The sequence below is a fragment of the Nocardia sp. NPDC051321 genome (assembly GCF_044455225.1).
GTDB lineage: Bacteria > Actinomycetota > Actinomycetes > Mycobacteriales > Mycobacteriaceae > Nocardia.
Genome location: NZ_JBITEM010000002.1, coordinates 266314 through 290464, shown reverse-complemented (window position 1 = coordinate 290464; position 24151 = coordinate 266314). Strand labels below are relative to the sequence as shown.

Genomic DNA, 24151 nt, shown 5'->3' with positions numbered 1-24151 from the left:
CGCGGCGGCGAGCCGGCTCATTGGCTATGAGCCAGCTCCTGCACCGCTGAGAGCACCAATTCCAGTATCTGGGTCCACTTTTCGGACTCGGGGTCGATGAGATCGAAGTGGTGGGCGTCCGGCAGGACGACCGATTCGGCGGGGCTGTCCTGGCTCAACGCGACGGGCACGGATTGATCGTTGCTGCCGTGCACCAAGAGCACGCCGGGTGGGCGCGGTGGCAGGCGTACCTGGGGGTCCAGGTCGGCGTACCGGCGCGGCTGCTGTTCGGGAGTCCCGCCCATCCAGGTGGTGACCGCGTCGCCGGACAGGCGGAGTCGGGCTGCGCGGGCTAGATCCGCTACCGGTGCCAGGGCCAGGATTGCGGCCTGTCCTCGGTAAGCCCGGGCCAGCGCCAGCATGCCGCCCGCGGAGTGGCCGACCCACAACGCCGGTGCGTCCAAGCGCGTCTCGAACAGGTCCAGATCCTCGATCGCCGCCCTGGGATTGCCTGGTACACGCCGATATTCCAACAGCACGACGCGCAGACCGGCACCGGCCAGGGCGCGGGCGAACGGCCTGGCGTGGGTCCGATCGGTGTCGGGTCGAAAGTAGCCGCCGTGGACGAACACCACGGTCGGCCCCGATTCGCCGAATACTTCGATCACCTGGTCCGGGTGCGAGCCGTAGGAGGTGACGGCGCCCATGTCGCCGCTCTGCCGCAGTAGACGCTCGATTACCGCTTGTTCCTGTTGCTCGAAACTCTGGTGATCGGTCATCGGCCACTCTCCTCTCAGATCGTGCGGGCCATGAAGATGTCGTCGACGTAGGCGCCCTCGATGCGGAATTCGTGGAGGAGTTCGGGTTCGTCCCGGGGTATCGCTTTAGGAATGGTGACCATCGCCATGCGCTCCAGTCTGCCCGGGATTCCGTTCGGCCGAACGCAAGAGTCGGGCGGCGAACGCCGCGACGAGGGTGCGGAGCTCATCGGGTCGTTCGATGACGAAGGGCAGGTCCAGCGACGCGAGCACGGCGGGCAGCCAGTCGAGGCTTTCCGCACGCAGTTCGACGCGGGACCAGTCCGCATCCGCGCCGCTCTCCGTCACGATCGCGACGCTGGCGGGAAGTCGGGTGCGGATCTGCTCGGCGGTGCCTTGGATGCGGAGCGTCACCTCGTGTCGGTACGGCGCGGTGGCCAGTCCGGTCAGCACGCGCTGCGCCGGGTCGAATTCGGCAGGCGGCTCGAACGATCCGGGCATGGTCCGTGCGGCAGCAATGCGATCCAGCCGGAAAGTCCGGTCTTCGCCGATCGCGGGATCCGCACCCGTCACGTACCACTTACCCGAGTGCGCGACGAGTCCGTATGGGTGCAGCGTGCGTTCGCTGCGGCGGCCGTCGGCGGCGGTGTACCGGATCGAGATCGGCCAGTGCTGACGCACCGCGTCGGCGATCGTGAGCAGGACCGCGGTCTCCGGGACGGTCGTCTCGCCGGGCGGCGCGGTGAAGGCGAGCGAGCCGAGCACGGCATCGAGCTTGCGCCCGAGTCGCTCCGGCAGCACCCGCCGAATCTTCGCCGCCGCCGTTTCGCTGGCCGAGCCCGTGCTCGTCAGCAAGCCCGCGCGCCGGCCCGCGACCAGGCCGAGCAGCACGGCCAGCGCTTCATCATCGCTCAGCATGAGCGGCGGCATGCGGTAACCGGAGGCGAGCCGGTAGCCGCCGTAGCGTCCGCGCACCGACTCGACGGGCACGTCGAGGTCGAGCAGGTGGTCGACGTACCGGCGCACCGTGCGCTCGTCGACGTCGAGTCGGTCGGCGAGTTCGGCCACGGTCCGGGTGCCGCCCGCCTGCAAGAGCTCCAGCAGGGTGAGCACGCGAGCGATCGGTCGGGACATGACGAAAGTCTCTCTCTGATACCGGGCGGATTCTGTCCAGTATCAGTCATAACCTTTGGTCAACAGCACCGACCGATCAGGAGAAACCCATGAACTTCGTCTCGATCCGCATCATCACCGGCGACATCACCCGCCTCGTCGACTTCTACGAACGCGCCACCGGCCTCCGAGCGAACTGGTCCACCGAAGACTTCGCCGAACTCGAAACCACCTCCGCCACCCTCGCCATCGCCAGCACCCGCACCGTCCCCCTGTTCGCCCCCGGCTCCGCCCACCCCGCCGCCAACCAGAGCGTCATCCTCGAATTTTTGGTCGACGACGTAGACACCGTGTACAAAAACCTCACCGCATTCGTCACCGACTTCGTCAACGAGCCCACCACCATGCCCTGGGGCAACCGCGCCCTCCTATTCCGCGACCCAGACGGCAACCTCATCAACTTCTTCACCCCCGTAACCCCGACCGCCATCGAAAAGTTCACTCGCTGAACTGATCTCGACGCCCCCAACCTCCGGTCCGGACGGGCGGCCAACGGTCAACTGCCGGCGGTGGATTCCGCGCGTGGGGAGAGCGTGCCGACCGGAGGGGGTGTGGGGGTTGGGGATCGGCGTAGGGCTAAGGCGGCGGCCGCGAGGAGGACGACCGTCAACCAGAGGTAGGCGTTGCGGTAGAGCAGGCTTGGGCGGGCTCGGTCGGCGTAGTCGAAGATGCTGACTATGGTCGGATCGTAGAAGGTCAGTACGCCGCTGGAGACTACGAGGGCGGTCGCGATGAAAGCGAGTGGGGCGATGAGGCCGCGGCGGCGTAGCGCCAGATCGCCTAGGTAGATGAGAAGTGGTGCGAGCCAGACCCAGTGGTGTACCCAGCTGAACGGCGAAACCGCTGTCATGGTGACGCCGACGCAGACCACGGCGGGCAGCTCGCGTCCGCTCTGCGAGAGCCTACGCGCCAGGTACAGGCAGACTGCCGCCATCGCGGCCGCGCCGACCAGCCAAAGCAGTTGATGCGCGCCCTCGACGCCGACCGAGCGCGCGATCATGCCGCGCAACGACTCGTTCGACAGGTTCGCGGGTATGCCGACGCGCTGCGGGTCCATGAAGGCGCCGCTCCAGTAGGTCAGCGAATCCTTCGGCAGCACAGCGAAACCGATCACCATCGTCGCCGCGAACGATCCCAGCGCAGTCGCCGCCGCCCGGTAACGCCGGGTGACCAGCAGATAGAGCACGAAGAAAGCCGGAGTCAGTTTGATGCCCGCGGCAATACCGGTCAGCACGCCCTTCCACCGCGACGTGTCAGGCAACGCCATATCCACGATGACGATCAGCAGCAGGAGAATATTGACCTGACCGAAGGCCATGGTCATGCGGATCGGCTCGCACCACAGCAGCAGTCCGGCGATCGCGACGGCCGCGACGGCCAGCCGACGGTCGCGTCGATAGCCGAGCATCGACAGTGCCACCCAGCACGACACGGCAAGCAGCACGAAATTGCCGAGTCCACCGACGACCGTGTACAGATCACCGCGTAGCCAGCGCAGCGGAACGAACAGCAGCGCGGCGAACGGCGTGTAGACGAACTCCCAGACGCCTCGGGTGTTGCCGAGTAGCGGACTGTCGTAGACCGAAACATGATGGCTCACTCGGTCGCCGGCGATCTGATAGACGCTCAGGTCGATCAGATGCAGCATCACCTGCCGATGCTCGAGCGTCTGCACCAGGTAGTACCCGCCCGCGACGACACCCGTCACTACGATCGTCCACCACACCACCGGCGCGATGGTGCGCGGCGAAGCATTCGGTGCGGCGGCGGACTCAATATTCTCGATGGTCGAACTCGACAAACTATCTCCCAGATATCGGACTTCGTTCGCGCCACCCCACGCTAGCGGCGCTCGGGCGCTCTTTCCAGCGGGACCGCAACTGGGCATACCCACGGACGTGCGCGGGTACACGACCGGCACGCGTATCGCCGGGCCTCGAGAAAACAGGTGATCAGGAATCGAGAAGCGCCGGTTACCGCCCGGCGCATAGCGTTGCCCTCATGAACATCAGCACTGATCAGACCACTATCGAAGCCGTCACCCTCGAGGTGCCCGACACCGCGGCCGCCACCGCTTTCTACGCCGCCGCGTTCGGGCTCGGCGACCAACTGCGCGTCCGCGCGGCCGAGGCACCGACCTCCGGATTCCGCGGCTATATCCTCTCGCTCGTGGTGTCGCAGCCGAGCACCGTCGACAGCCTCATCGGCACCGCGCTCGACGCGGGCGCGACGACGGTGAAGCCGGCCAAGAAGAGCTTCTGGGGTTACGGCGGCGTGGTCCAGGCGCCGGACGGGGCGATCTGGAAGATCGCGACGTCGGCGAAGAAGGACACCGGCCCGGCGACCAGGGAGGTCGACGATTTCGTTGTGCTCCTCGGCGTCGACAACGTCAAGGCGACCAAGCAGTTCTACGTCGACCGCGGCCTGACCGTCGGCAAGAGCTTCGGTAGCAAGTACGTCGAGTTCGAGGCGCCGGCCGGGTCGGTCAAGCTGGCGCTGTACGGGCGCAAGGCCGCCGCCAAGGACGCCGGCGTCGACCCGGCGGGCAGCGGGTCGCATCGGATCGTCCTCGGCAGCGGTATCGGCCCGTTCGCCGACCCGGACGGTTTCGGCTGGGAAGCCGGGCACTAGCCGAGGCTGAACGGTTCGCGGCTATTCCGGCGCCAGGGCGGCCGGGACGCCCGCGCGGCGCAGCGCGTCGACGGTCGTTTCCGGTGAGGTGTTGAAGCAGAAGACCGTGCCGCTGAGCACGTTGATGATGCGTTCGAACAGCAGGGTGTGCTCCGGGATCAGCCGGATCGCTCCCCCGATCATCGCGACGGCGATCGGGCCTTCGGCGAGGTGTGCGCGGAGGTCGCGTTCGGCGTCGTCGGGGTCGGCGCCGACCAAGCAGGAGACGGCGTCGAAGCCTGCCGCGCGCATCGCGGCGTGGCCGGTTTCGATGCGCGCGAGCAGCTTCGGTTCGTCCAGGTCCGGGAATTGGCTGTAGTCAAGGGATTTCGGATGTAGACCGATTGTCAGGATGCGGCCCGTCGCGGGTGGCGTTGACTCTTCGTGGACCATGCCGAACGCTCCCTGCGCCGATATACCTTTGATTGCAAAGTTAATTTGAAGTCAAAGGTATGTCAAGGAAGTGCCGAACTACGGCACCAGCAGATACCACTCCGCAAACGTGCCCTTGATCGGCCAAGACGCCGCCATCACCTTGGCCGGACCCATCCCGACCCACAGATCCGCCGTGACGGATGCCCCAGGCGTCGCATCGGCGCCAACCCAGACATCCTGAGTCCGCGGGCCCGCCGACCCCACCCATCCCAGCTTCACCTGATTGCCACACGGACCACCCAGATACCCCCGCGGCGTCACATGCGCCAGCACGTGACCGGGCCGCCACGGCGCCGCCTCCAGCGCCACGTCGATCAGGCCCGCACAGACCTTCGCGTCGCCGAACGCGAACAACGTGGTGCCGACCGTCGTCACCTGCGGCAGCGGATCCGCCTGCGCCGGCGCCGCCGCCACTCCCATGCACACCACAGCACTCACCGCTGCCACCATCCCCGCCCACCTTCGCCGTGCCCTTATCACTCGATAACCCTTCCCGCATAACAACATTCATGGCCGCACCACACGCACGACCACAAGAACCCCAAACCCCCGGCGATAGCGCACCATTGCGCAGCGGCAGCTGTTTCGGAGTCAGCGTAGCGAAACACCGCAGTCATGTCGGCAAGTTAAGACCCGCCTAATCGCGCTTGAAGTTCAGCTGCGCCAATCGAATTCGAGACGAACACCGATCGCGTCAGCCCTCGGCCAACTCCTCGGCCGACTCCTGTCCTGCCGTGCTGGTGTGGCGCAGGAAGTCGGCGATCACCTCGAGTTCGGCTTCGGAGTAGCGGTCGCAGACGTCGTCCATTCGGGTGTTCATTCCGGCGAGCACCTCGAAAAGCGTCGAATTGCGTTCGCGCACCGCGCGCAGGGTGACCGCGCGGCGATCGGTCGATTCCGTATCACGCGTGCGCTCGATCCAGCCGCCCTTCTGCAGCCGGTCGAGAATTCCGGTGAGGGTCGCCGGATGCAGCCCGGCCTGGCGCGCCAACGCGGTCGGAGTCATCGGCCCGTACCGATTGACGAGGTCGAGGCAGGTCCAGTCGATGTCCCTGAGCTCGACCCGGTTGCCGAATCTGCGGTTGAGCAGCGACAGCTGAATGTTCAAGTCGCGCACCGCTTCTTTGACGGCAACAGTGAGTTGCCGTCGCTGCCGCGCCACGGTCCGATCCGCTCCTGAACTCACACAGCACTACTCTCACGTCAGTTTGTATGGATTCCGTATCGTATCGCGGCGCCGGACCATTCGATGCCACCGAGACCGGGTCGGCGTGTACTCGACGAACCCGGCCGATCAGATCAGGCCGGTTCGACGCGGAATACCGCGATCCGATGCGCCGCCGCGGCGATCCCGTCCGGCGTTGCGGCATCGGCCAGGCCGGTGGTGACGAAGCGGTTGCCGACACTCGCCGGGCTGGACGTCACCAGTTCGCGCAGCAGTGGACGACGTTGCTCCACCGGCACCTCGACCAGGCGGGCGGTCGACGACTTGCGCCCCCGGGTCAGCGTGACGGTGTCCGCCTCCCGCGCGTTCGCCACCCACGCGGCCTTCGGAAAGGCCTGGAAGATGTATCGGCCGTCCCCCAGTTTGTTCACCGCGATCGGGAACGTGCGCGGTTGTCCGGTCCGTCGCCCCTTGACCGTGAGCAGTTGCATCGGCCCGAAAGCCACTCCCCTGCGCTGCAATCCGACGATGACCTTGTTGATCGTGTTGGTCATCCGGCGGTGGCTGTCTGCGTTCATGGCCTGGCACCCTTCTCAGAAAGTATCGCATCCGTAAACTACGATTTCAGTATAGTATCAAACTCATACGATATTTGCTTCGGTCGGAGGTTGACATGCAAGAGGATTCGGAACGGACGAAGGTGCGCTTCAGCAGCGGCGACACCGAGTGCGTCGGCTGGCACTATCGCGGAAGCAACGGCGCCTGCGTGGTCATGTCTGCCGGTGGCGCGGTCACCAAAGAGCCTGGTACAGATCGGTTTGCCCGCCGATTTCACGCCGCGGGGTTCACCGTGCTCGCGTTCGACTACCGGCATCTCGGGGAGAGCGGCGGGACACCGCGCCAGGTCGTCCGCATACCCGAGCAGCTCGCCGACCTGGAGGCCGCGATCGCCTACGCCGCGACACTGCCGGACGTGGCAACACACCGGATCGCGATCTGGGGATTCTCCCTCTCAGGCGGGCACGTCTGGCGCGCGGCGGCCCGGAATCCGCGGCTCGGCGCGGCGATCGCGCAGACACCGCTCACCGATGGGGTGACCGCGGCCGCCATGTCTGGACGTCATCAGCGGCCGCTCGCCATGCTGCGGTACCTGGGCCGCGGCATCGTCGACGCGCTCGGCGGACTGGTCGGACGACGACCGCTGCTGGTGCCGCTCGCCGGAGCGCCGGGCACGGTCGCCATGCTCACCACGCCGGACAGTCGTGATGGCGACCGAGCGCTCAACCCGGGCAACAGGTATCCGGAGTGGCAGCAGGTCGTCGCCGCACGCACCGGACTCCGGATCGCCCTGTACCGCCCCGGCCGCCACGCCGCTCACATCACCTGCCCGCTGCTCGTGCTCGTGGGCGACCAGGATCAGACCGCGCCGCCGGAGCCCTCGGTGCGGGCCGCGCGCCGGGCGGCCCGGGCGGAGGTGGTTCGCCTACCCGGCGGGCACTACACCCCGTTTCTCGACGCGCACGAACAGGCCGTCGAAGCCGAACTGTCCTTCCTGCAGCGACAGTTGCTCGGCTCAGTGCCCGCGGACGAGGCACGTGTGGAGTAAACGTGGCGCGTCTCGTGTTGTAGCGCTTGTCACTAACCGCGGTCCACCGCACGGAGGGAACGGGAGCCGATGAGCCTTCGTCAGTACGAGTACGCCCTGGCCGTCGCCGAGGCGGGCTCGGTGACGGCGGCCGCGGAGCTGCTGCACGTCGCGCAACCGTCGATGTCCCAGCAGATCCGCGGTCTGGAGCGGGAACTCGGCGTGCAGCTGTTCGACCGCACGCCGACCGGGCTGGTGCCCACCGCGGTCGGCCACGCGTTCCTGCGCGAGGCGGAGATCGCGGTGAGCGCGTCCCGGCGGGCGCGGGCGACGGCGCGAGCCGGTGCCGACGAGCTGGTCGGCGAGCTGGTGGTCGCCGCGCAGCTCGGGTTCGGTGCCAGGCAGCTGCCGGGTGCGCTCAGCGCGCTGCGTCGCCGCTTCCCGCGGCTGGAGGTCACCGTCTTCGAGGAGCCGAGTTCGTCCGAGCTGGATCGGCTGTGTCGTCGGGGCATGCTCGATCTCGCGCTGATGGCGGAGTGCGAGCGGACCCCAGAGGACGCCCACCACCTCGGCGACGAAGAGTTCGTCGTGGTGCTCGGCGCCGGACACCGACTGCTCGCCGCGGACCGGGTCGAGCTGCGCGAACTGGCTGGCGAGCCGTGGGTGCGGTTCGACCGGGACAGCGCGCTCGACCGCGTGCTGCTGAAGGTGTTGCGGGACAACGAGTTGACCCCGACCACGGCTGCCCGCGTATCCCAGACGGCGACGGCCGTGCGCTGGGCCGCGCAGGGGCTTGGGGTGACGCTCGTCCCGTCCTCCGCGGTGCCGCCCAGCCACGAGCACCTCGTGCGGCCGGTGTCCCCGGCCGTGACCCAGCCCGTCATCGCCGTGGTCCGGTCCACGGTGGGCGCGGCGGAGGCAGCCCTGCTCGCCCAGCTGCGTCAGCAGAGTTGGGCCAGGTCGTTCGCACCGGCGTCCTAGAAGACCGCGCCGCCCGCGTCGACGTGGATCGTGGTGCCGGTGATGTAGCTGGCACGCGGCGAGGCGAGGAAGTAGATCGCCTCGGCGATCTCGCGTGACTCGGCGGTCCGGGCGAGCCCCAAATCCTTTGCCACGCCTTCGTTTCCGTCCGCACCCCATTCGGCGACCACGCCTTCGGTGCGGGTCGGACCGGGCGCGACATTGTTGACCCGCACGCCGCCATCGGCGAACTCCTTCGCCCACGTGCGGGTCAGCGAGGACAGCGCGGCTTTGGACGCGCTGTAGACCGAAGCGCCCGGGAAGCCCCGGAACGCCGCGAGCGAAGTGACGTTGACGATGCTGCCTTCACCCCGCTCCAACATGTGCGGCACGAGCGCGGCGACCAGGAAATAGGCACCGCGCACATTGGTGTCGAAGATCCGTTCGTAGTCCTGCAGGCTCTGTTCGACGGTGAGTGCGGTGGGAAAAGCGCCCGCGTTGTTGACCAGGATGTCGACCGGACCGCTCTGGCGGCTCAATTCCGCGACCGAGTCCAAATCCGCCAAGTCGGCCGGGGTGAATCGGACCGCGCCGTCCTCCTGCGCGGCGTGCTCGGCGTTCTTGCCGCGTACGACGTCACGGCCGGTGACGACAACTTCGGCTCCCGCGCGGGCCAGCAATCGAGCGGTCGCCAGACCGATACCAGAAGTGCCGCCGGTGACCAATGCCGTCTTGCCCTGCAATTCCATGTTCTGTGACCTCTCGTGATTTCGGGAAAGACCTTCAGCCTCTGGGGAATTCGCCGCCGTCGACGAAGAGATTGCTGCCGGTCAGCCAGCTCGCCCGGTCGGACGCGAGGAACAGCACCGCGTTGGCGATATCCTCGGGCTGACCATCGCGCCCCAGCGGCGTGGTGATGCCGGTCGGCGCCGCGGTGTCGTTCTCGCCCGAAGCCACCCGCGCCCACAGCTCCCGCGTTTCTTCACCACCGGGGGTGGCGGTTTTGCCGGGAGACACGGTGTTGACCCGGATGCCGAACGGGGCCAGCTCCAAAGCCATTCCCCGGCTGTAGGATTCGAGCGCTGCCTTCGCCGTCACGTAGTGCAGGAACTGCGGCGACGCGGTGGGGACCGCGGCCGAGGAGACGTGCACGATCATCCCCTGGCGCTGCTTCCGCATCGCCGGTACCAGCAGCGAGTCCAGCCGCACCGACGCCAGGAAATTCAAGTCCAAAGCCTCCTGCCACACCTCGTCGGGGATGTCCGACGCACTCTTGTACGGTTGCGCCCCACCCGCGTTGTGCACCAAGACATCCACCCCACCGAGCACCTCCTGCGCGGCCGCGGCGATCGCCTCCGCACCGGCCCGGGTCCGCACGTCGGCCTGCACGAAAGTGGCCCCCTCCGGCACCGTGCCCGTCGCCGACCTGGCGGTCGTGACCACCTCGGCGCCCGCATCCAGGAGTTGGCGCACGATGGCCGCTCCGATGCCGCGCGAACCACCCGTGACCAGGGCCCGCTTCCCCGCGAATTCCCGCGTTCCCGACCCGTTTCCGATCGTGGTCATGCCACCGGTCCTTTCGATTGCGTGATAGTCGGCCCGACGGAAAATGGACGTGCGCGGAACGCGAATCTTCGGAGAATCGCGGTGCGCACTTCGTCGAGCTGTTTCACGGTACGTCCGAAAAAGAGCGGGAGGCAAAGACGAATTTGCAGTAGACGGTATAGGGGAAGCCTATAGCCCGCCGGCCACTCCTATCCGACGCTACGGCTGGGACCGCGAAAACAACGCAAGCGCGAAATGGCAAGTTTCGGCCGCTCAGGTTCTGCCATGCAAACCCCCCGACACATCGATAGACGTGCCGGTCGTATAAGCCGAATGATCACAATAGCTGAATCGGCACTGGCAGCCAGATACGGGCGGGCCGAAGAAATCAAGTTGTGTGCATTCAATACCTTGGTGGAGAACTGTTCCAGCCAAATCTCGGCGGGTGCTTGGACCGATGCGACGATGCCGATTCCCGCATTGGCCACGACCCCGTCGACGCGGCCGAACCTATCGACAGCGTGGTCGACGAAATTACTGACCGATTGCAGGTCTCCGGCGTCGGCCGATGCCAATAGCAGGCGTGACCGTGCTGCTGCGGAGAGATCGGCATGAGAATCGTATAGGCGCTCGGCGTCGCGGGCGAAAGCCGCGACCGAGGCACCCTCCTCGAGGAGGATTCGTGAGGTGGCCAAGCCGATTCCGCTACTGGCGCCGGAAACGATGATGCAACGCTCCGTAAGGCGGAGATCCATTCGATTATCCTACCGAGTCCGCATCCCCTCGAATGTTGTCCGCCAGCCGACTCGACGCCGTCTGACAGGCGGCGACAAGCCGACAGACCCCATGTACGTATGGCGTAACCGTTCCATTCGGTTGGCGCGGTTGTTCAAGTGTGGGCCGTGGTGACGTTCCTATGGTGTTTTCATGAGTCCTCTCAGTAGCTCCGTATTTCCGGTCCAGTGCGATATTCGGGTGCGGCAGGGCGATCTCGGTCGGGACGGGGCCGCGAGCACGGTGGGGGTGGCACGGTGGCTGGAGGACGCTCGGATACGGGTGAGGATGCCTCGATTCGAGCGACTCGTCGCTGCCGGTGAGTTCGGCCCGCATCAGATCATTTTCGTCAGTCAAAGTATCGAAAGAGTGGCACCCGTCTACCGCACCGACGCTGATGTGCAGGTGCACACCGGGATTCGTCGCATCGGGCGTTCGTCGTTCACTTATGAACAAGTGGTGTTCGCCGGCGGCGAGCGGGTGGGTGGCGGCGAGGCCACGGTGTTGAATCTCGGTGCCGCGGGGCCGCTCGCTCTTCCGGAGGAGTTGATCGCGGATCTCACCGATTTATCTGTCCCGGATTCGAGCGAGACGGCGACGACCCGTCCTGGCGCCGAGCGAGCGCAACGGGATCACTACCCGTTCTTCGCTCCGCTGCGCGCGCGGATCGGCGACGTCGACGCCAATCAGCATGTCAATTACCTCGCCCTGACCACCTGGTATGACGAGGCCGTCGCGGCGTTCACGACCGTGGCGATGGACGAGGACGGGCTGGTGCCCGATCTGTCGCCGTCGTCGTATCGAATCGACTACATCGGCGAGGTCACCTATCCCGGCGACTACGAGATCGGTGTTCGGGTCCGCTCCTTCGATGTCGATTCGGTGCGCTATGAGCTCGGAATCTTCGGCGGCAGTACATGTTTGGGCGTCGCGGACGCGGTCGGCGCACGAGGTGCGCTTTCCCCGGAGTCGTTAGGACCCGGCCGGCCGCACTGAGCGGGCGTATTCGACGGGTGTCTGGCCGTAGCGTTTTTTGAAGGCGCGGATGAAGTGGCTGCTGTCGGAGAATTGCCAGTGCGCGGCCAGCTCGGCGACACTCGGCAGCCGGGGCTGGGTGACGAGGGCGATCCGGGCCTGTTCCAGTCTGCGGTGCCGGATGTAGCCGGTCACCGACTCACCCGCCATGGTGAAAGCCCGTTGCAGGGTGCGCACGGAGACGTGGAGTTCCCGGGCAAGCAGCGCCGGAGACAGCTCCGGGTCGGTGAGAAGGCGATCCGCCGCTACCTTCGCCGCGTACACGAGCGCGGGCCGCAGTTCAGGTTCGGCGTCGTCGAACCGGCCCGCCAGCACTGCCTTCGCCAGTTCGAGCAGGGCACCATGCGCGGCGTGCACACCCGCCGGGCCTAGGTCGGTCACCGTCGCGTGAACCATGTTGGTATGGGCCAGCAGCAGGCGCATCTCGGCCGAGTCCGCCGATTCGGCGACGCTGCGGTTCCGCAGCCGTGGCTCGAACGCGGCGGAGGGCAGCGTGAGGATCTGCACCGTGGTGTGTGGCGCCGCCCCGAAATGCAACGGCGGCCCGTGCCGCAGCAGGAATTGCCCGGCAGGCACCGTGTGTTCGGCGCGCCCGGGTACGCCGCCCAACGACCAGATGCCGCGCCGCACCACGTACATCCGTACCTGATCGGCATAGCCGTACGGGGTGCCTGCAGTCCGGATCATGGACGCGCTGCCGAGATCGGTGATCGCCACATCGCGCACCTTCGCCACCCGGCTCCGGACCCGGAAGTCACCGGTCGTGGCCTGGCTGAAAGTCGGCAGCGGGAAGGCATCGCCGACCTGCGTCTGCCACCCGTGCCGGAAGTTGTCGAAACCGCGCGAAACAGCGCCCGCGCCGGTGGAGTCCAGGGAGAACCCTCCGTGCGAGTCGCCGGTCTCTGTTCCAGCGCTGTCCATCACCTGCCGATCCATTTCGTGTTCGCTGCTCGGAGCCTATTTTGGCACTCGCCCCAGTTCAAGCCCGCGCACCTGGGGTCGAGGCTGCTGGCGATGCGGTGGAGATCATGGCGGGCAGGTTCCATCCAGATGGCGCGGCGGTGCACTCGTGCACGGTGCCGATCTTCCTAGGCTTCGCAGGTAGCCCGATCAGCCGATCGCGGCATCCGTACGCGGACGAGGATACTTGTGAGCCAACAGAATTCGGACGCCCCACTGCTCGATCACGACCCAATTGTGCTGGACACCAGCGGTATCGACATCCAAGGCGAGTCGGCCCGGATCCGCCGACGCGGGCCGATCACCCGGATCGTACTGCCCGGCGGCGTGCCCGCCTGGTCGGTAACCGACGCCGCCGTGCTCCGCCGACTGCTGACCGACTCCCGGGTGTCCAAGGACGCACGGCAGCACTGGACGGCATTCACCACGGGAGAGATCCCCTCGAATTGGCCGTTGCGCTCGTGGGTCGGCGTCGACAACATGTTCACCGCCTACGGACCCGAGCACCGGCGACTGCGAAAGCTGGTGGCTCCGGCGTTCACGCACCGCCGGACGATGGCGATCCGGCCGCGGATCGAAGCGATCACCGCAGACCTGCTCGACCAGCTGTCGGCGACCCCGCCCGGCGCGGTGGTCGATCTGCGACAGCGGTTCGCCTACCCGGTGCCTATTCGCGTGATCAGCGAATTGATCGGCGTCCCAGATCATTTGGCCGGGCCGCTGCACGCCTGCGTGGATCGGTTCTTCGACACCTCGGACACGCGCAAAGATCCGCCTGCCAACTACCTCGAAATGCACGGGCTGGTCAGCGAACTCGTCGCCTACCGCAGAACCGAGCCCGGCGACGACATCACCAGCCTGCTGACCGCCAACTACGACGAAGACGGCACTCGGATGACCGAGAAGGAACTCGTCGACACCCTCATGCTTATCATCAGCGCCGGGCACGAGACCACCGTAAACCTGCTCGACCAAGCGATTTTCGCGCTGCTGACCCATCCGTCGCAGCGGGCCGGCGTGCTCGACGGAACGTTGGACTGGGCCGGCGTGGTGGAGGAGACGCTGCGCTATCAGGCGCCGCTCGCGCACCTGCCGCTACGGTTCGCGGTCGAGGATCTCGACATCGACGGCTTGCGCATTCCGCAAGGCGACGCGATCCTCGCTTCCTACGCCGCGACCGGCCGCGACCCCAAGGTCCACGGGCCTACTGCCGACGATTTCGACGTGCACCGCGGCACCAAAGACCAGCACCTCGCGTTCGGGCATGGTGTCCACCACTGCCTGGGCGCGCCGCTGGCCCGGCTCGAAGCGCTGGTCGCGCTGCCCGCCCTGTTCGCGCGCTTCCCGGAGCTGCGCCTGGCCGCCGATCCGACCGAGTTGCGGCCGGTGCGCAGCTTCATCTCCAACGGGCATTCCCGGCTACCGGTCTACTGCACCGCCTGAACCGATCACGCTGGGGAACAACGGGTTTCGTTCCGGTCAGCGGCGCCGGAACAGATGGTGCGTCACCCCGCTCGGGCTGGGGACCCACTCCAGCTTGAAGCGGTCCGTGAGCTCGTCCGGGCTGGTCCACAATCTTTCCCCGCCCCCGAGTTCGACCGGCGCGACGGCGATGTGCAGCTGATCGATCAGGTCCGCGGCGAGGAAATCGCGGACGGCGCTGACCCCACCGCCGATGCGCACATCCTTGCCGTCGGCGGCCTCGAATGCCCGTGCCAGCGCTTCTTTCGGCGATGCGTCGAGGAAATGAAAAGTGGTTTCGCCCAGGGTGATCGAGGACCGCGGGTGGTGGGTCAGGACGAAAACGGGGGTACGGAACGGCGGTTCGTCACCCCACCACCCCTGCCAGTCATAGTTCTCCCACGGCCCGCGCTGTGGGCCGAACTTGTTGCGCCCCATGATTTCAGCGCCGATATTGTTGCGAAAATCGCGGGTGAAGTAGTCGTCGAGTCCGTAGCTTCCGCCCGGCTCGGTCCGGTTCGGCCAGTGCGCGGTGGGGCCACACCAAGCAAACATCGCACTCGCTATCCCCCTCCTGCGTGGCAAACAGTTTCCGACGATCGCGCAGATCGAGGCAGGGGGAATCCGGTGGGTCGCCCGATAATCGGTCGCGCTCTGGACGGCCCGGTTGCTAGCTTGCAGGCATGAAGGTCTATTCACGAATCGCTGCTGCGGCCGCACGAGCTTTCAGCTCGCCGGTCGCTGCCGCCTGACCTCTTTTCCCATGCCGGCGACCGGAAACGGTCCGCTGGTGTGCGTCGGTCTCGCCATGCGGTCGCTTCCGGTCGATTTCACCTCGATGGAGCACCCGTGATCACGACAGACCAAACCGTTCAGACTTTCCTCGACTTCTTCCGCGAACGCGGGCATCAACGCACGCCGGGTGGATCGCTCATTCCCCCGGCGGGAGATCCGGTGCTGTTCACCACCTCCGGAATGCATCCGTTGACCCCCTATCTGCTGGGTCGGCCGCACCCGCTGGGGCAGCGGATCACCAGCCTGCAGCGATGCCTTCGCACCACCGATCTCGACGAGGTCGGTGACGACACCCACCTCACCGTGTTCGAGATGCTCGGGTCATGGTCACTCGGCGATTACGGCGGTCCGCAGAGCCTGCGTTGGGGATTGGAACTGCTGCGCGACGGCTTCGGCATCGACCCCGGCCGGATGCACGTCACGGTGTTCGGCGGCGACGAACATGTCGGACCTGACCACGAATCCTGGCGCACCTGGGAAGAGCTCGGCTTACCGGTCGAACCGACCACTGACGAGAACTGGTGGTCGAACGGCTCGACCGGGCTCTGCGGACCAGATTCCGAGATCTTCGTCTGGACGGGAGACGAAAAGCCGCAGGGCACACCGACATCCGATGATCGATGGGTGGAGGTGTGGAATCACGTCATGATGCGATACGTCCGGCATCCCGACGGCAGCCTCGAACCGATGCGCCGTCCCGGCATCGACACCGGCCTCGGTGTGGAACGACTGGTGCGAATCCTGCGAAACACGCGGTCCGTCTTCGAGATCGACGTTTTCCAGCCCTGGCTGAGCACCCTGCTCAGCATCTGGGGCCCGTTGGACGAGCGGTCGCTGCGACTGCTGTCGGATCATTTGCGTTCCAGCATCGTCATTCTCGGCGACCGGGTCACGCCATCTCCGTCCGGCCGCGGTCATGTACTCCGCCGCCTGATCCGCCGCACCCTGACCACGCTGTGGCGCGACGACCCGACCCGCACCCTGTCCGACCTGCCGAACGAGCTGCTGGAACACACCCTCGGGCACTTCCGGCAACCCGTGCACCCACACGAGGTGCGCACCACCCTGCTCGACGAGGAACGCAAATTCGGCCTACTGCTCCAGCGGGGACGAAAAGTTTTGTCCCACAGCCGCTTCACCGGACCATTGACCGAGAGCGACTACCACTACCTGCACGACACCCACGGCCTGCCCCCCGATCTCGTGGTGTACCTGAACACCGAAGCCGGTGTCAGCTGACACGCCAGAGATCGGGCAGGCCGTCGCCGATCAGTCGGCTGTCGTGTACACCAGTTCGAGGACTCCGGACGCGAAGGCGGTGCTTTTCACCAAGCGCAGGTTCACCGGCTGATCCAGCTCGGGAAACAGCGCCGCGCCCTTGCCCGTGGCCGCGGGCAGCACCCACAGCCGGTACTCGTCCACCACGCCGAGCTTGATCAGCGAGTGCATGAATTCGGTGCCGCCCGCGGCGACGAGGTCTTTGCCGGGCTCAGCCTTGAGCTTGGCGATCTCCTCGGCCGTGTCACCGCTGGCGATCCGGGTCTCTGGCCATTCGTCGGCGGATGTCAGGGTCCGGGAGAACACGACCTTGGGGATCTCGTTCATGGCCTTGGCGGACGGGTGGTCGGAGTTCGGCCAGTATCCGGCCATGATCTCGTAGGTGTTGCGGCCCATGAGGAACGCGCCCGCGTCCCACAACTGGTCGACAAAGTACTTCTCCTGCTCGGGGTCATCGATGCTCATCATCACGTCCCGGATTCCGTTGTCCGCGTCCGCGCTTTTGCCGTCGAGCGAAACGTAAAACCCCAAAATCAACTTACGCATCCCAGTGCCTTCCAGTGCTGTCGGTATCTCTAGTGGTATCGACGGGGTATCCATCCGAAATTCACCGGTGCGGGCAAGCCGGAATTCAGGGGTTGGTGATGTCGAGAGTGGTCTTCGACAGCGGATGGCCCACACACGTCAGGATGTAGCCGTCGGCTTTCTGTTGCGGCGTAAGGCAGTTCGGCTAGTTCTGCGCGACCTCACCGCCGCGGAGCTTCAGCATGCATGGGCGAGGGCGAACGGTGACGCCGTGCTCGAGGCGCTCGACGCAAGCGCCCATAGTTCCAGCCTGAGCGGTCACCACGGGCGACAGACTCCTATTTACTGACGTCGGTACCGAAGTACTTCTCGGAAATCTTCGCCAGCGTGCCGTCGGCGCGCAGGGTGTCCAACGCCTTGTCGACATCGGTCATCAGCGCGTCACCCTTGCGAGCCGCGAGCGATTGCAGGCTGGCGGCGCCGGTTTTGCCCGCGATCCGCACGCTGGTATCGCCGGTCTTCTTGGTGTATTCGGCGACGGCGAGGTTGTCGTTGACGACGGCGTCGACGCGGCCGATCTTCAGCAGCTGGATAGCCTGCACAAAGCCTTCTACCGCTTCGATTTTCGCGCCCGCGTTCGTCGCGACCTTGGCCCAGGTAGTTGTCGCGGACTCTGCGCAGGTCTTGCCGTTGAGGTCGGCGAGCGAGGTGATGCCGTTGGTGTCCGTTCGGGTGACGATCACCCCCTCGGAGAACGTGTACGGCTGCGACAGCGCGTACTTGACCTTGCGCTCGTCATTGACCGTCACCTGGTTGGCGATGAGGTCGAAACGTTTCGACTCGAGTCCGGCGAAGATCGCGTCCCACGGAATCTGCACGAATTCGACCTTCTTGCCGAGCTTTTCGGCGACCGCCTGGACTACCTCGATGTCATATCCGGTGAGCTTGCCGTCGGAGCCCTGGTAGCTGAAGGGCGCGTAAACTCCCTCGGTGCCGATCTTCAACACGTTCGGATCGCCACTGCCGCAGGCACTTAGCCCGCTAGCAGCGACGACGGTGAGCATGACGGCGGCAAACAGTTTGCGGCGCACGAGAATCCCTCCCTTCGGTGGGCGGAGAGCAAATACGTCCACGCCCCGCGCAAACCGACCTGAGCGCGATCTGCTCGACAGTATCCCCATCACGGTGCACCGAGGTGCCTGTATGCGGAATTGGGCCTTGTTGGCACCTACGCTGTCGGCGGCCGCGATCATTCAGAATGACGCGACACTGAGCTCGCCGATCCGGCCGAGATCCCCGGCCGACGGCGCTTCCACCCCAAGGATCCGGCAGGGAACCGACTCGAATTCCGCACACCTGTCAACAGAACTGCTATCGCACCTACCTGTTCCGTTCTCCGGTGCGAGTCTCACCCGCGTCGGCTCCCCTCCGGGCGACGCGAGTTGCACACACATCTGGTTCGTACGTTCGTGGCAGTGCGGATCCCCCTGGCGAGCGCATGCCGAACACCAGCGTCATCGACGGTCGGCGACCGGGCAAGCAGTGCGGCAACTTCCACGCGAGAACAGCTGGTCACAACCGGTTTCGGATGTTTCGAAAGCGAAGCGGGAGTCGCACGACCCCAGCCGCGCCGGTACCCGAAGGCAGATCGGTCGGCAAGGTTGAATCTCCTGGTGAAGCCATGTTTTCATTTTTCGGAAACGAACGGGCGGGTACGGTACGCCCGTGGATACGGAAGCAACTGAGACCTCAGGCATGAACCCGCGTGAGGTCCTGGCCGAGTCCTTCGCACTGCTGTACACAGCCGCCGGTGAGCCGCCCCTCGCCCGGCTGGCCGCTGAGGTATCGGATATCCAACGGCGCAGATATCAAGGGGCGGTTCCGATCAAAGTGACGGCGCCCAGAATCAGCGAGTGGCGCAACGGGCGCCGGGTTCCGGCTCGGTTCGATGCTTTCCAGCTGGTGCTCGAGGTTCTCGTCAAGAACGCTCGCATGAGGTCCGTTCCCGCGCCTCGGCCCGGGATGTACGAAATGCGGTGGTGGTCGCAGCGATGGGAGCACGCGCGCTCCGCTACGTCCGCCGATGGCGGCAACGACAGACCGGCTGACACCGCTGTGCTGCCGCAGTCCACGTGTCCCTATTTGGGCCTCGCCCCCTACGAGATAGCGGACAGCGACCGGTTCTTCGGTCGGGGTAAGCATATTTCCGAGCTGGTCGCGGTGACCAGAGCCGCCCTATCGGAGTCGTCCGACGGTGCGATCGTCAGTTTGATCGCGGCCTCCGGCGCAGGCAAGTCCTCACTACTGCGCGCAGGTCTGGTACCGGCGGCCCAACAAGGTCTGCTGCGACTCGAGCCCGGGGAAACATGGTCGACCATTCTGCTTGTGCCGGGCAGAGATCCGCGCACGGTCCTCGGCGACCAGATCCAGCAGGCCTTAGCGGCGACGGACCGGGTACTGGTCGTGGTCGACCAGCTCGAGGAAATCTTCACGCTGTGCACGGACGAGGATGAACGCGCTGCCTTCATCACGGCACTGGCGGTGGCATCGACTCCGATGCCAGGCGACTCGACCGCCCGCTGTGCCGTCGTGGTGGGTGTGCGCGCCGACTTCTATTCGTACTGCCTCGGATATCCAGAACTCGCGAATTCGGTGCAGCGGCGGGCCATGGTGCTGCGGCCGATGAACCTCGGCGAACTCCGTGACGTCATCTTGTCGCCCGCACGGTCGGCCGGATTACGGGTGGAACCCGCGCTGGTCGACATGATCCTGCACGATTTCGGCGCGGTCAGCGGGACCAAGCAATCGCTGGCCACACCCGCCTCGATGCCGCTGCTGTCGCATGTCCTTGCCGCCACCTGGCGGCAACGGGAAAACGGAGTGCGGCTGACCGTCAAGGGTTATCGGAACGCGGGCGGCATCTCGGGCGCGGTCACCGTCACCGGCGAGCAGGCGTGGGCACGGCTCGACGACGCGAGCAAGGTTGTCGCAGAAGATCTGCTGTTACGGCTGGTCCATGTGGGCGACGATGCCGCGGATACGCGTCGTCGCGTTCCCATCGATGAGCTCATCGGTCATTCCAGCGACCCTCGGGCTACCCGTACGGCGTTGGAGGTGTTCACCGATGCCCGGCTGGTGACGATCGACGCGGAGCTGGTCGAGTTCACGCACGAAGCGGTGATCACCTCCTGGGACCGGCTACGGAAACTCATCGATGTCGATCGCAGCGGCAACATCGTGCGGCAACGCCTGGAAGAGGCAGCGAAGGAATGGGATTCGGCCGGACGGGACAAGCAGCTGCTCTACACCGGTCATCGCCTGGGCCAAGCCGTCGAGTGGAGCGAAGCGGCGCGCTCCCGCCAGCACCTGGCGGGACTGGCGAGTGAGTTCCTGTCCGCTTCGCAACGTAACCGGCAGTGGGTCACCAGACTCAAAGTGGCTGCCATCGCGGCGCTGACGATCCTGCTGGTCGTCGCGACCACCTCGGCAACGTATGCCGTTCGGCAGGCCAGGGTTTCGGCGGAGCAACGAGACAACGCGATATTCACCTCGCTGTTGGCCCAAGCCGACGATGCCAGGGCCAACGATCCCAATCTGGCTGCGAAGCTGATCCTGGTCGCCCACCAATTGCGCCCCAAGGACCCGCAGGTCTATTCGCGCTTGCTGGCCGCGCAGAACTACCCGATGGCCACGTCACTGCCGGGGCATACCGGTGCCGTGTATATGGTCGCGCACAGCCCGAACGGTCGAGTCTTGGCCTCGGCCAGCAATGACAGCACCGTACGACTCTGGGACACCGCTGATCCCGCCGATTACCGTCCGCTCGGTGCGCCGTTGCCCACCCAGCGGGGGTGGGTCAGTTCGGTCTCCTTCTCGAACGATGGTCAATTCCTCGCGGCCGGTACCGAGAGTGGCGTCATCTACCTGTGGAACGTGTCCGATCCGGCGCATCCGCGGCCGGTGGGCGCACCGATCGACGCGGGCTGCAGTTCGATCTTCACCGTTGCCTTCCATCCTCGCCTGCCGATATTGGCCCTGGCCTGTCGGGATGCGACCATCCGGTTGTGGAGTATCAGCGAGCATCCGACGTTGGCCCGGGTGATCAGCGGCGCCAAGAACGCGGTGCGCACTCTTGCGTTCAGCCCTGACGGGCATCTCTTGGCCGCGGGCGGCAATGACACCACGATCAGCCTCTGGGACGTGACCGACCCGCTGACTCCTACCTCGCTCGGCCCGCCGCTGACCGGATTCACCGACATCAGCCATTCGGTGGCGTTCAGCCCGGACAGCCGTCTGCTAGCCGCCGGAAGCGACGATCACACCGTAAAGCTCTGGGACGTAACAGTTCCCGCCACACCCGTGCAGGTTGGTCCGGCTCTGACCGACCAGACGGGCCCGGTCTGGTCGGTGGCGTTCGGCCCGGATGGCACCCAGCTTGCGGTGGGCAGCTGGGACGGAACGATCAGCATCTGGGAGGTAGCCAACCCAGCGGCACCGATTCCGGCAGCAGAGCCGCTGGCCGACAACAGCGGAGTCAACAGTGTGTCCTTCGATCCGGTTCGGGGCATCCTGGCTTCCGGAAACCAAGACGGCATGGTGCGCATCTGGTCGCTGCCGAAGGCGCATATCGCGGACCAGCAGGCCGGGGTCGCGAGTGCCGCGATCAGCCCCAATGGATTGCATCTCGCCCTGAAATCTCGCGAAGCGGGTGTCCTGAAATGGGACAGCCCGAATGGGTCGACACAATGGCGGCGTGATCAGTACCCCATCCCCGGAAACATCCCCATCCTGACCATGGCCATGAACCCCCGCGGATCGGTGCTGGCCGAGGCCGCCTCCGGTAGCGGCAATATCACCCTCTGGAATCTGGCCGATCGCGCACGCACGCCCGGCGCCATCCTGCCCACCCAGAGCAAGTACTTCACCGGGCTCGCCTTCGACAACAACGGCCAGCACCTTGTCGCCGGGGACACCGATCAGTCGATGACCATCTGGGATCTCACCGATCTGAGCCGACCGGTACCCCTCGGCAAGGTCGCGGCCGAGGGCAGCAGCTGGATCACCACCGCGACTTTCGATGCGGACGACCGCACGCTGGCTGTCGGAACGGCCGACGGCAGAATCTGGTTGTGGGACGTCAGCGACCTGGCCCATCCCAAGCAGCTCGGGGAACCGTTGGTGGTCGGCTACCCCGCGGTAAGCGCCCTCGCGTTCGGCCCCCATGGCCACCTGCTGGCCGCGGGCAGCCAGGACGGTTCGATTCAACTCTTCGATCTCGCGGATCCGGCTCATCCGCTACGGCAGTCCACGCTGGCGCCGACAGGAGCACCCTCGGAAATATCCTCAGTGGCATTCAGCCCGGACGGCCGGATGCTGGCGGCGGCCAGCAACAACGCCGGAATCCAGCTGTGGGACACCGCAAATGCGGCCGAGGTCAGTGCCATCGGGCGTTCGATCGTGCCAGTCCGGCCTACCCGGTGGAACCTGCAGTTCGCGCCCGACGGCCGCAGCCTGGTGGCAGTGGGCCAGAACGGGAGCGCCTATTCCTGGGACCTGGACCCGAATACAGCGGTGGCGGGCATGTGCGCGGCGGCGCGGGCTACGTTGACTCGGCAATGGTGGGAGCACTACCTGCCTGCGGTGCCATTCCGGTCGGATGTGTGCTAACCCTCACTTCACGGCCGCTGACCCCGGCTGGGCCAACCGCTATCGTCGTTCGATATGGCGACCGAGACAGATTGGTATCGAGAGCTTCTGGACATCGAGCAAGAATTGTTGTCCCGAGTGCCGGAATCCTCTCCGCAACCGAGTCTCGACCGAGTCAGCGCCCTCACCGATCTGATGGGCGGCACGCACCGGGCCTACCCGGTCGTGCATCTGACGGGAACGAACGGGAAGACGTCCACCAGCCGGATCACCGAGGCGGTGCTCCGGGCCCATGGATTGAAAACAGGTGGTTTCACTAGCCCGCACCTCCAATCACTGACCGAGCGGGTAACCATCGACGGTCAGCCGCTCTCGGCCGAACGTTTTGTGCAGACCTACCGCCGGGTGCAGCCCTTCATCGAGCAGGTCGATCGCACGCAGCCGCTGACCATGTCCTATTTCGAGGCGTTTATCGGCGTGGTGTTCGCCGCTCTCGCGGAAGCGCGGATCGACGTGGGAGTCATCGAGGTCGGGCTCGGCGGTGCGTGGGATGCGACGAACGTCGTCGATTCGGTGGTCTCGGTGATCACTCCGATCGATCTGGATCACCAGAAGTTCCTGGGCTCCACCCCCGCCGAGATCGCCACGGAGAAGGCCGGAATCATCAAACCAGACAGCACCGTCGTGATCGCCCGCCAACTCGATGAGGTGCGGCCCGTGCTGTCAGCTCGGGTAGCCGAAGTCGACGCGACCGCATGGTGGGAGGACGAAGACTTCGCCGTTGTTGCCCGCACCCCCACCGACTTCGGGCAGGTTCTCGACGTGCGGCTGCCGTCCGGCCGCACGTTCGGCGAACTAGAACTGCCGTTGCACGGCCCGCACCAGGCGCAGAATGCCGCGGTCGCCTTGGCCACCGCCGAGGCTTTTCTCCGGCCGGAAACAGACCTCGACCTCGATCTCGTTCGCGCGGGGATAGCGTCGGCGACCTCACCCGGCCGGCTGGAGGTGGTCGGCTCGACGCCGTTGACCGTGCTGGACGCCGCGCACAACCCGGCGGGAGCGCGCACTACCGCGCGAGCACTGGCCGACGCGTTTCCCGGCATCGCCTTCGTCGGCGTCGTTTCCATCATGGGAGACAAGGACGTCGCAGGCATTCTGCGCGCGCTGGAGCCGGTGTTGGACAGCATCGTCGTCAGCGTGAACGCCAGCGCCCGGGCACTGCCTGCCACCGACCTCGCCGTCATCGCCACGCAGGTCTTCGGTAAGCAGCGGGTGCACACCGAAGCGACACTGGCCAGCGCGATCACGGCCGCGCAACAGCTTTGCCCGGTCACCGGTGGCGGCGTGCTCATCACGGGGTCGATCGTCACGGCGGGCGAGGCCAGAACCCTGTTGGTCTGACCGCAC

General features: G+C 66.0%; 23 protein-coding genes. 9 read left to right on the top strand and 14 right to left on the bottom strand.

Going from position 1 to position 24151, the window contains the following annotated elements:
- Positions 1 to 17: 17 nt before the first annotated feature.
- Positions 18 to 758, bottom strand: a complete 741-nt coding sequence (locus ACIA8C_RS05420; protein WP_397131149.1) for an alpha/beta hydrolase family protein — start codon at positions 756 to 758, stop codon at positions 18 to 20.
- A 105-nt stretch (positions 759 to 863) separates the two neighbouring features.
- Complete coding sequence (locus ACIA8C_RS05415; RefSeq protein WP_397131147.1) at positions 864 to 1871, bottom strand: helix-turn-helix transcriptional regulator; 1008 nt, start codon at positions 1869 to 1871, stop codon at positions 864 to 866.
- 89 nt (positions 1872 to 1960) lie between these two features.
- Between ACIA8C_RS05415 and ACIA8C_RS05410 the strand changes: the two genes are divergently transcribed.
- Positions 1961 to 2359, top strand: coding sequence for a VOC family protein (locus ACIA8C_RS05410; RefSeq protein WP_397131145.1), 399 nt, complete (start codon positions 1961 to 1963; stop codon positions 2357 to 2359).
- Positions 2360 to 2406: 47 nt separating this feature from the next.
- Here the strand turns inward: ACIA8C_RS05410 and ACIA8C_RS05405 are convergent, their stop codons facing one another.
- A complete protein-coding gene (locus tag ACIA8C_RS05405; protein WP_397131143.1) occupies positions 2407 to 3711 on the bottom strand; it encodes a glycosyltransferase 87 family protein in 1305 nt (434 codons plus the stop codon).
- A 200-nt stretch (positions 3712 to 3911) separates the two neighbouring features.
- Here ACIA8C_RS05405 and ACIA8C_RS05400 point away from each other — a divergent pair, with 200 nt between their 5' ends.
- On the top strand, positions 3912 to 4541 hold the full coding sequence (locus tag ACIA8C_RS05400) for a glyoxalase (protein WP_397131140.1): 630 nt from the start codon (positions 3912 to 3914) through the stop codon (positions 4539 to 4541).
- 21 nt (positions 4542 to 4562) lie between these two features.
- On the opposite strand, the gene ACIA8C_RS05395 is transcribed toward ACIA8C_RS05400, so the two are convergent.
- The 4 genes from ACIA8C_RS05395 to ACIA8C_RS05380 form a co-directional block, all read right to left on the bottom strand.
- Positions 4563 to 4973 carry a hypothetical protein gene (locus ACIA8C_RS05395; RefSeq protein WP_397131138.1) on the bottom strand — a complete coding sequence of 137 codons (411 nt, stop codon included), beginning with the start codon at positions 4971 to 4973 and terminating at the stop codon, positions 4563 to 4565.
- 78 nt (positions 4974 to 5051) lie between these two features.
- Positions 5052 to 5465: a hypothetical protein gene (locus ACIA8C_RS05390; protein WP_397131136.1), complete on the bottom strand. Its 414-nt coding sequence runs from the start codon at positions 5463 to 5465 to the stop codon at positions 5052 to 5054.
- 244 nt (positions 5466 to 5709) lie between these two features.
- Entirely contained in the window at positions 5710 to 6201 is a 492-nt protein-coding gene (locus ACIA8C_RS05385) for a MarR family transcriptional regulator (RefSeq protein ID WP_397131134.1), read from the bottom strand.
- 113 nt (positions 6202 to 6314) lie between these two features.
- Positions 6315 to 6758, bottom strand: coding sequence for a nitroreductase/quinone reductase family protein (locus tag ACIA8C_RS05380; RefSeq protein ID WP_397131132.1), 444 nt, complete (start codon positions 6756 to 6758; stop codon positions 6315 to 6317).
- A 95-nt stretch (positions 6759 to 6853) separates the two neighbouring features.
- Here ACIA8C_RS05380 and ACIA8C_RS05375 point away from each other — a divergent pair, with 95 nt between their 5' ends.
- Together ACIA8C_RS05375 and ACIA8C_RS05370 are read left to right on the top strand one after the other, a co-directional pair.
- Positions 6854 to 7786, top strand: coding sequence for an alpha/beta hydrolase (locus ACIA8C_RS05375; protein WP_397131129.1), 933 nt, complete (start codon positions 6854 to 6856; stop codon positions 7784 to 7786).
- Positions 7787 to 7855: 69 nt separating this feature from the next.
- Positions 7856 to 8746, top strand: coding sequence for a LysR family transcriptional regulator (locus tag ACIA8C_RS05370; RefSeq protein ID WP_397131127.1), 891 nt, complete (start codon positions 7856 to 7858; stop codon positions 8744 to 8746).
- Here the strand turns inward: ACIA8C_RS05370 and ACIA8C_RS05365 are convergent.
- From ACIA8C_RS05365 to ACIA8C_RS05355, 3 genes are all read right to left on the bottom strand, one after another.
- Positions 8743 to 9474: an SDR family NAD(P)-dependent oxidoreductase gene (locus ACIA8C_RS05365; RefSeq protein WP_397131124.1), complete on the bottom strand. Its 732-nt coding sequence runs from the start codon at positions 9472 to 9474 to the stop codon at positions 8743 to 8745. The two genes, ACIA8C_RS05370 and ACIA8C_RS05365, sit on opposite strands and share 4 nt — an antisense overlap.
- A 34-nt stretch (positions 9475 to 9508) precedes the next feature.
- Positions 9509 to 10291, bottom strand: a complete 783-nt coding sequence (locus tag ACIA8C_RS05360; RefSeq protein WP_397131122.1) for an oxidoreductase — start codon at positions 10289 to 10291, stop codon at positions 9509 to 9511.
- Between the two features lie 188 nt (positions 10292 to 10479).
- The gene (locus ACIA8C_RS05355) at positions 10480 to 11025 is read right to left on the bottom strand and encodes an SDR family NAD(P)-dependent oxidoreductase (protein ID WP_397131119.1); all 546 of its coding nucleotides are present in this window, start codon (positions 11023 to 11025) and stop codon (positions 10480 to 10482) included.
- A 172-nt stretch (positions 11026 to 11197) separates the two neighbouring features.
- Here ACIA8C_RS05355 and ACIA8C_RS05350 point away from each other — a divergent pair, with 172 nt between their 5' ends.
- Positions 11198 to 12040, top strand: a complete 843-nt coding sequence (locus tag ACIA8C_RS05350) for a hypothetical protein (RefSeq protein WP_397131117.1) — start codon at positions 11198 to 11200, stop codon at positions 12038 to 12040.
- On the opposite strand, the gene ACIA8C_RS05345 is transcribed toward ACIA8C_RS05350, so the two are convergent.
- On the bottom strand, positions 12017 to 13000 hold the full coding sequence (locus ACIA8C_RS05345) for a helix-turn-helix domain-containing protein (RefSeq protein ID WP_397131814.1): 984 nt from the start codon (positions 12998 to 13000) through the stop codon (positions 12017 to 12019). The two genes, ACIA8C_RS05350 and ACIA8C_RS05345, sit on opposite strands and share 24 nt — an antisense overlap.
- A gap of 228 nt (positions 13001 to 13228) precedes the next feature.
- On the opposite strand from ACIA8C_RS05345, the gene ACIA8C_RS05340 reads away from it, so the two are divergent.
- Positions 13229 to 14482: a cytochrome P450 gene (locus tag ACIA8C_RS05340; RefSeq protein WP_397131114.1), complete on the top strand. Its 1254-nt coding sequence runs from the start codon at positions 13229 to 13231 to the stop codon at positions 14480 to 14482.
- Positions 14483 to 14518: 36 nt separating this feature from the next.
- On the opposite strand, the gene ACIA8C_RS05335 is transcribed toward ACIA8C_RS05340, so the two are convergent.
- Positions 14519 to 15055, bottom strand: coding sequence for a dihydrofolate reductase family protein (locus ACIA8C_RS05335; protein ID WP_397131112.1), 537 nt, complete (start codon positions 15053 to 15055; stop codon positions 14519 to 14521).
- 294 nt (positions 15056 to 15349) lie between these two features.
- On the opposite strand from ACIA8C_RS05335, the gene ACIA8C_RS05330 reads away from it, so the two are divergent.
- A complete protein-coding gene (locus ACIA8C_RS05330) occupies positions 15350 to 16534 on the top strand; it encodes an alanine--tRNA ligase-related protein (RefSeq protein ID WP_397131110.1) in 1185 nt (394 codons plus the stop codon).
- 30 nt (positions 16535 to 16564) lie between these two features.
- Here the strand turns inward: ACIA8C_RS05330 and ACIA8C_RS05325 are convergent, their stop codons facing one another.
- Positions 16565 to 17119, bottom strand: coding sequence for a dihydrofolate reductase family protein (locus ACIA8C_RS05325; RefSeq protein WP_397131108.1), 555 nt, complete (start codon positions 17117 to 17119; stop codon positions 16565 to 16567).
- Between the two features lie 317 nt (positions 17120 to 17436).
- On the bottom strand, positions 17437 to 18189 hold the full coding sequence (locus ACIA8C_RS05320; protein WP_397131106.1) for a transporter substrate-binding domain-containing protein: 753 nt from the start codon (positions 18187 to 18189) through the stop codon (positions 17437 to 17439).
- A 634-nt stretch (positions 18190 to 18823) separates the two neighbouring features.
- On the opposite strand from ACIA8C_RS05320, the gene ACIA8C_RS05315 reads away from it, so the two are divergent.
- Positions 18824 to 22765 carry a WD40 repeat domain-containing protein gene (locus tag ACIA8C_RS05315; RefSeq protein WP_397131104.1) on the top strand — a complete coding sequence of 1314 codons (3942 nt, stop codon included), beginning with the start codon at positions 18824 to 18826 and terminating at the stop codon, positions 22763 to 22765.
- A gap of 54 nt (positions 22766 to 22819) precedes the next feature.
- Positions 22820 to 24145 (top strand): bifunctional folylpolyglutamate synthase/dihydrofolate synthase, encoded by a 1326-nt coding sequence (locus ACIA8C_RS05310; RefSeq protein ID WP_397131102.1) that lies wholly within the window; start codon positions 22820 to 22822, stop codon positions 24143 to 24145.
- Positions 24146 to 24151 lie beyond the last annotated feature (6 nt).

Coding starts and splice junctions, on each gene's coding strand:
- ACIA8C_RS05420 (WP_397131149.1), bottom strand. CDS start 758: ATGACCGATCACCAGAGTTTCGAGCAACAGGAACAAGCGGTAATCGAG.
- ACIA8C_RS05415 (WP_397131147.1), bottom strand. CDS start 1,871: ATGTCCCGACCGATCGCTCGCGTGCTCACCCTGCTGGAGCTCTTGCAG.
- ACIA8C_RS05410 (WP_397131145.1), top strand. CDS start 1,961: ATGAACTTCGTCTCGATCCGCATCATCACCGGCGACATCACCCGCCTC.
- ACIA8C_RS05400 (WP_397131140.1), top strand. CDS start 3,912: ATGAACATCAGCACTGATCAGACCACTATCGAAGCCGTCACCCTCGAG.
- ACIA8C_RS05395 (WP_397131138.1), bottom strand. CDS start 4,973: ATGGTCCACGAAGAGTCAACGCCACCCGCGACGGGCCGCATCCTGACA.
- ACIA8C_RS05390 (WP_397131136.1), bottom strand. CDS start 5,465: ATGGTGGCAGCGGTGAGTGCTGTGGTGTGCATGGGAGTGGCGGCGGCG.
- ACIA8C_RS05380 (WP_397131132.1), bottom strand. CDS start 6,758: ATGAACGCAGACAGCCACCGCCGGATGACCAACACGATCAACAAGGTC.
- ACIA8C_RS05375 (WP_397131129.1), top strand. CDS start 6,854: ATGCAAGAGGATTCGGAACGGACGAAGGTGCGCTTCAGCAGCGGCGAC.
- ACIA8C_RS05370 (WP_397131127.1), top strand. CDS start 7,856: ATGAGCCTTCGTCAGTACGAGTACGCCCTGGCCGTCGCCGAGGCGGGC.
- ACIA8C_RS05365 (WP_397131124.1), bottom strand. CDS start 9,474: ATGGAATTGCAGGGCAAGACGGCATTGGTCACCGGCGGCACTTCTGGT.
- ACIA8C_RS05360 (WP_397131122.1), bottom strand. CDS start 10,291: ATGACCACGATCGGAAACGGGTCGGGAACGCGGGAATTCGCGGGGAAG.
- ACIA8C_RS05355 (WP_397131119.1), bottom strand. CDS start 11,025: ATGGATCTCCGCCTTACGGAGCGTTGCATCATCGTTTCCGGCGCCAGT.
- ACIA8C_RS05350 (WP_397131117.1), top strand. CDS start 11,198: ATGAGTCCTCTCAGTAGCTCCGTATTTCCGGTCCAGTGCGATATTCGG.
- ACIA8C_RS05345 (WP_397131814.1), bottom strand. CDS start 13,000: ATGGACAGCGCTGGAACAGAGACCGGCGACTCGCACGGAGGGTTCTCC.
- ACIA8C_RS05335 (WP_397131112.1), bottom strand. CDS start 15,055: ATGTTTGCTTGGTGTGGCCCCACCGCGCACTGGCCGAACCGGACCGAG.
- ACIA8C_RS05325 (WP_397131108.1), bottom strand. CDS start 17,119: ATGCGTAAGTTGATTTTGGGGTTTTACGTTTCGCTCGACGGCAAAAGC.
- ACIA8C_RS05310 (WP_397131102.1), top strand. CDS start 22,820: ATGGCGACCGAGACAGATTGGTATCGAGAGCTTCTGGACATCGAGCAA.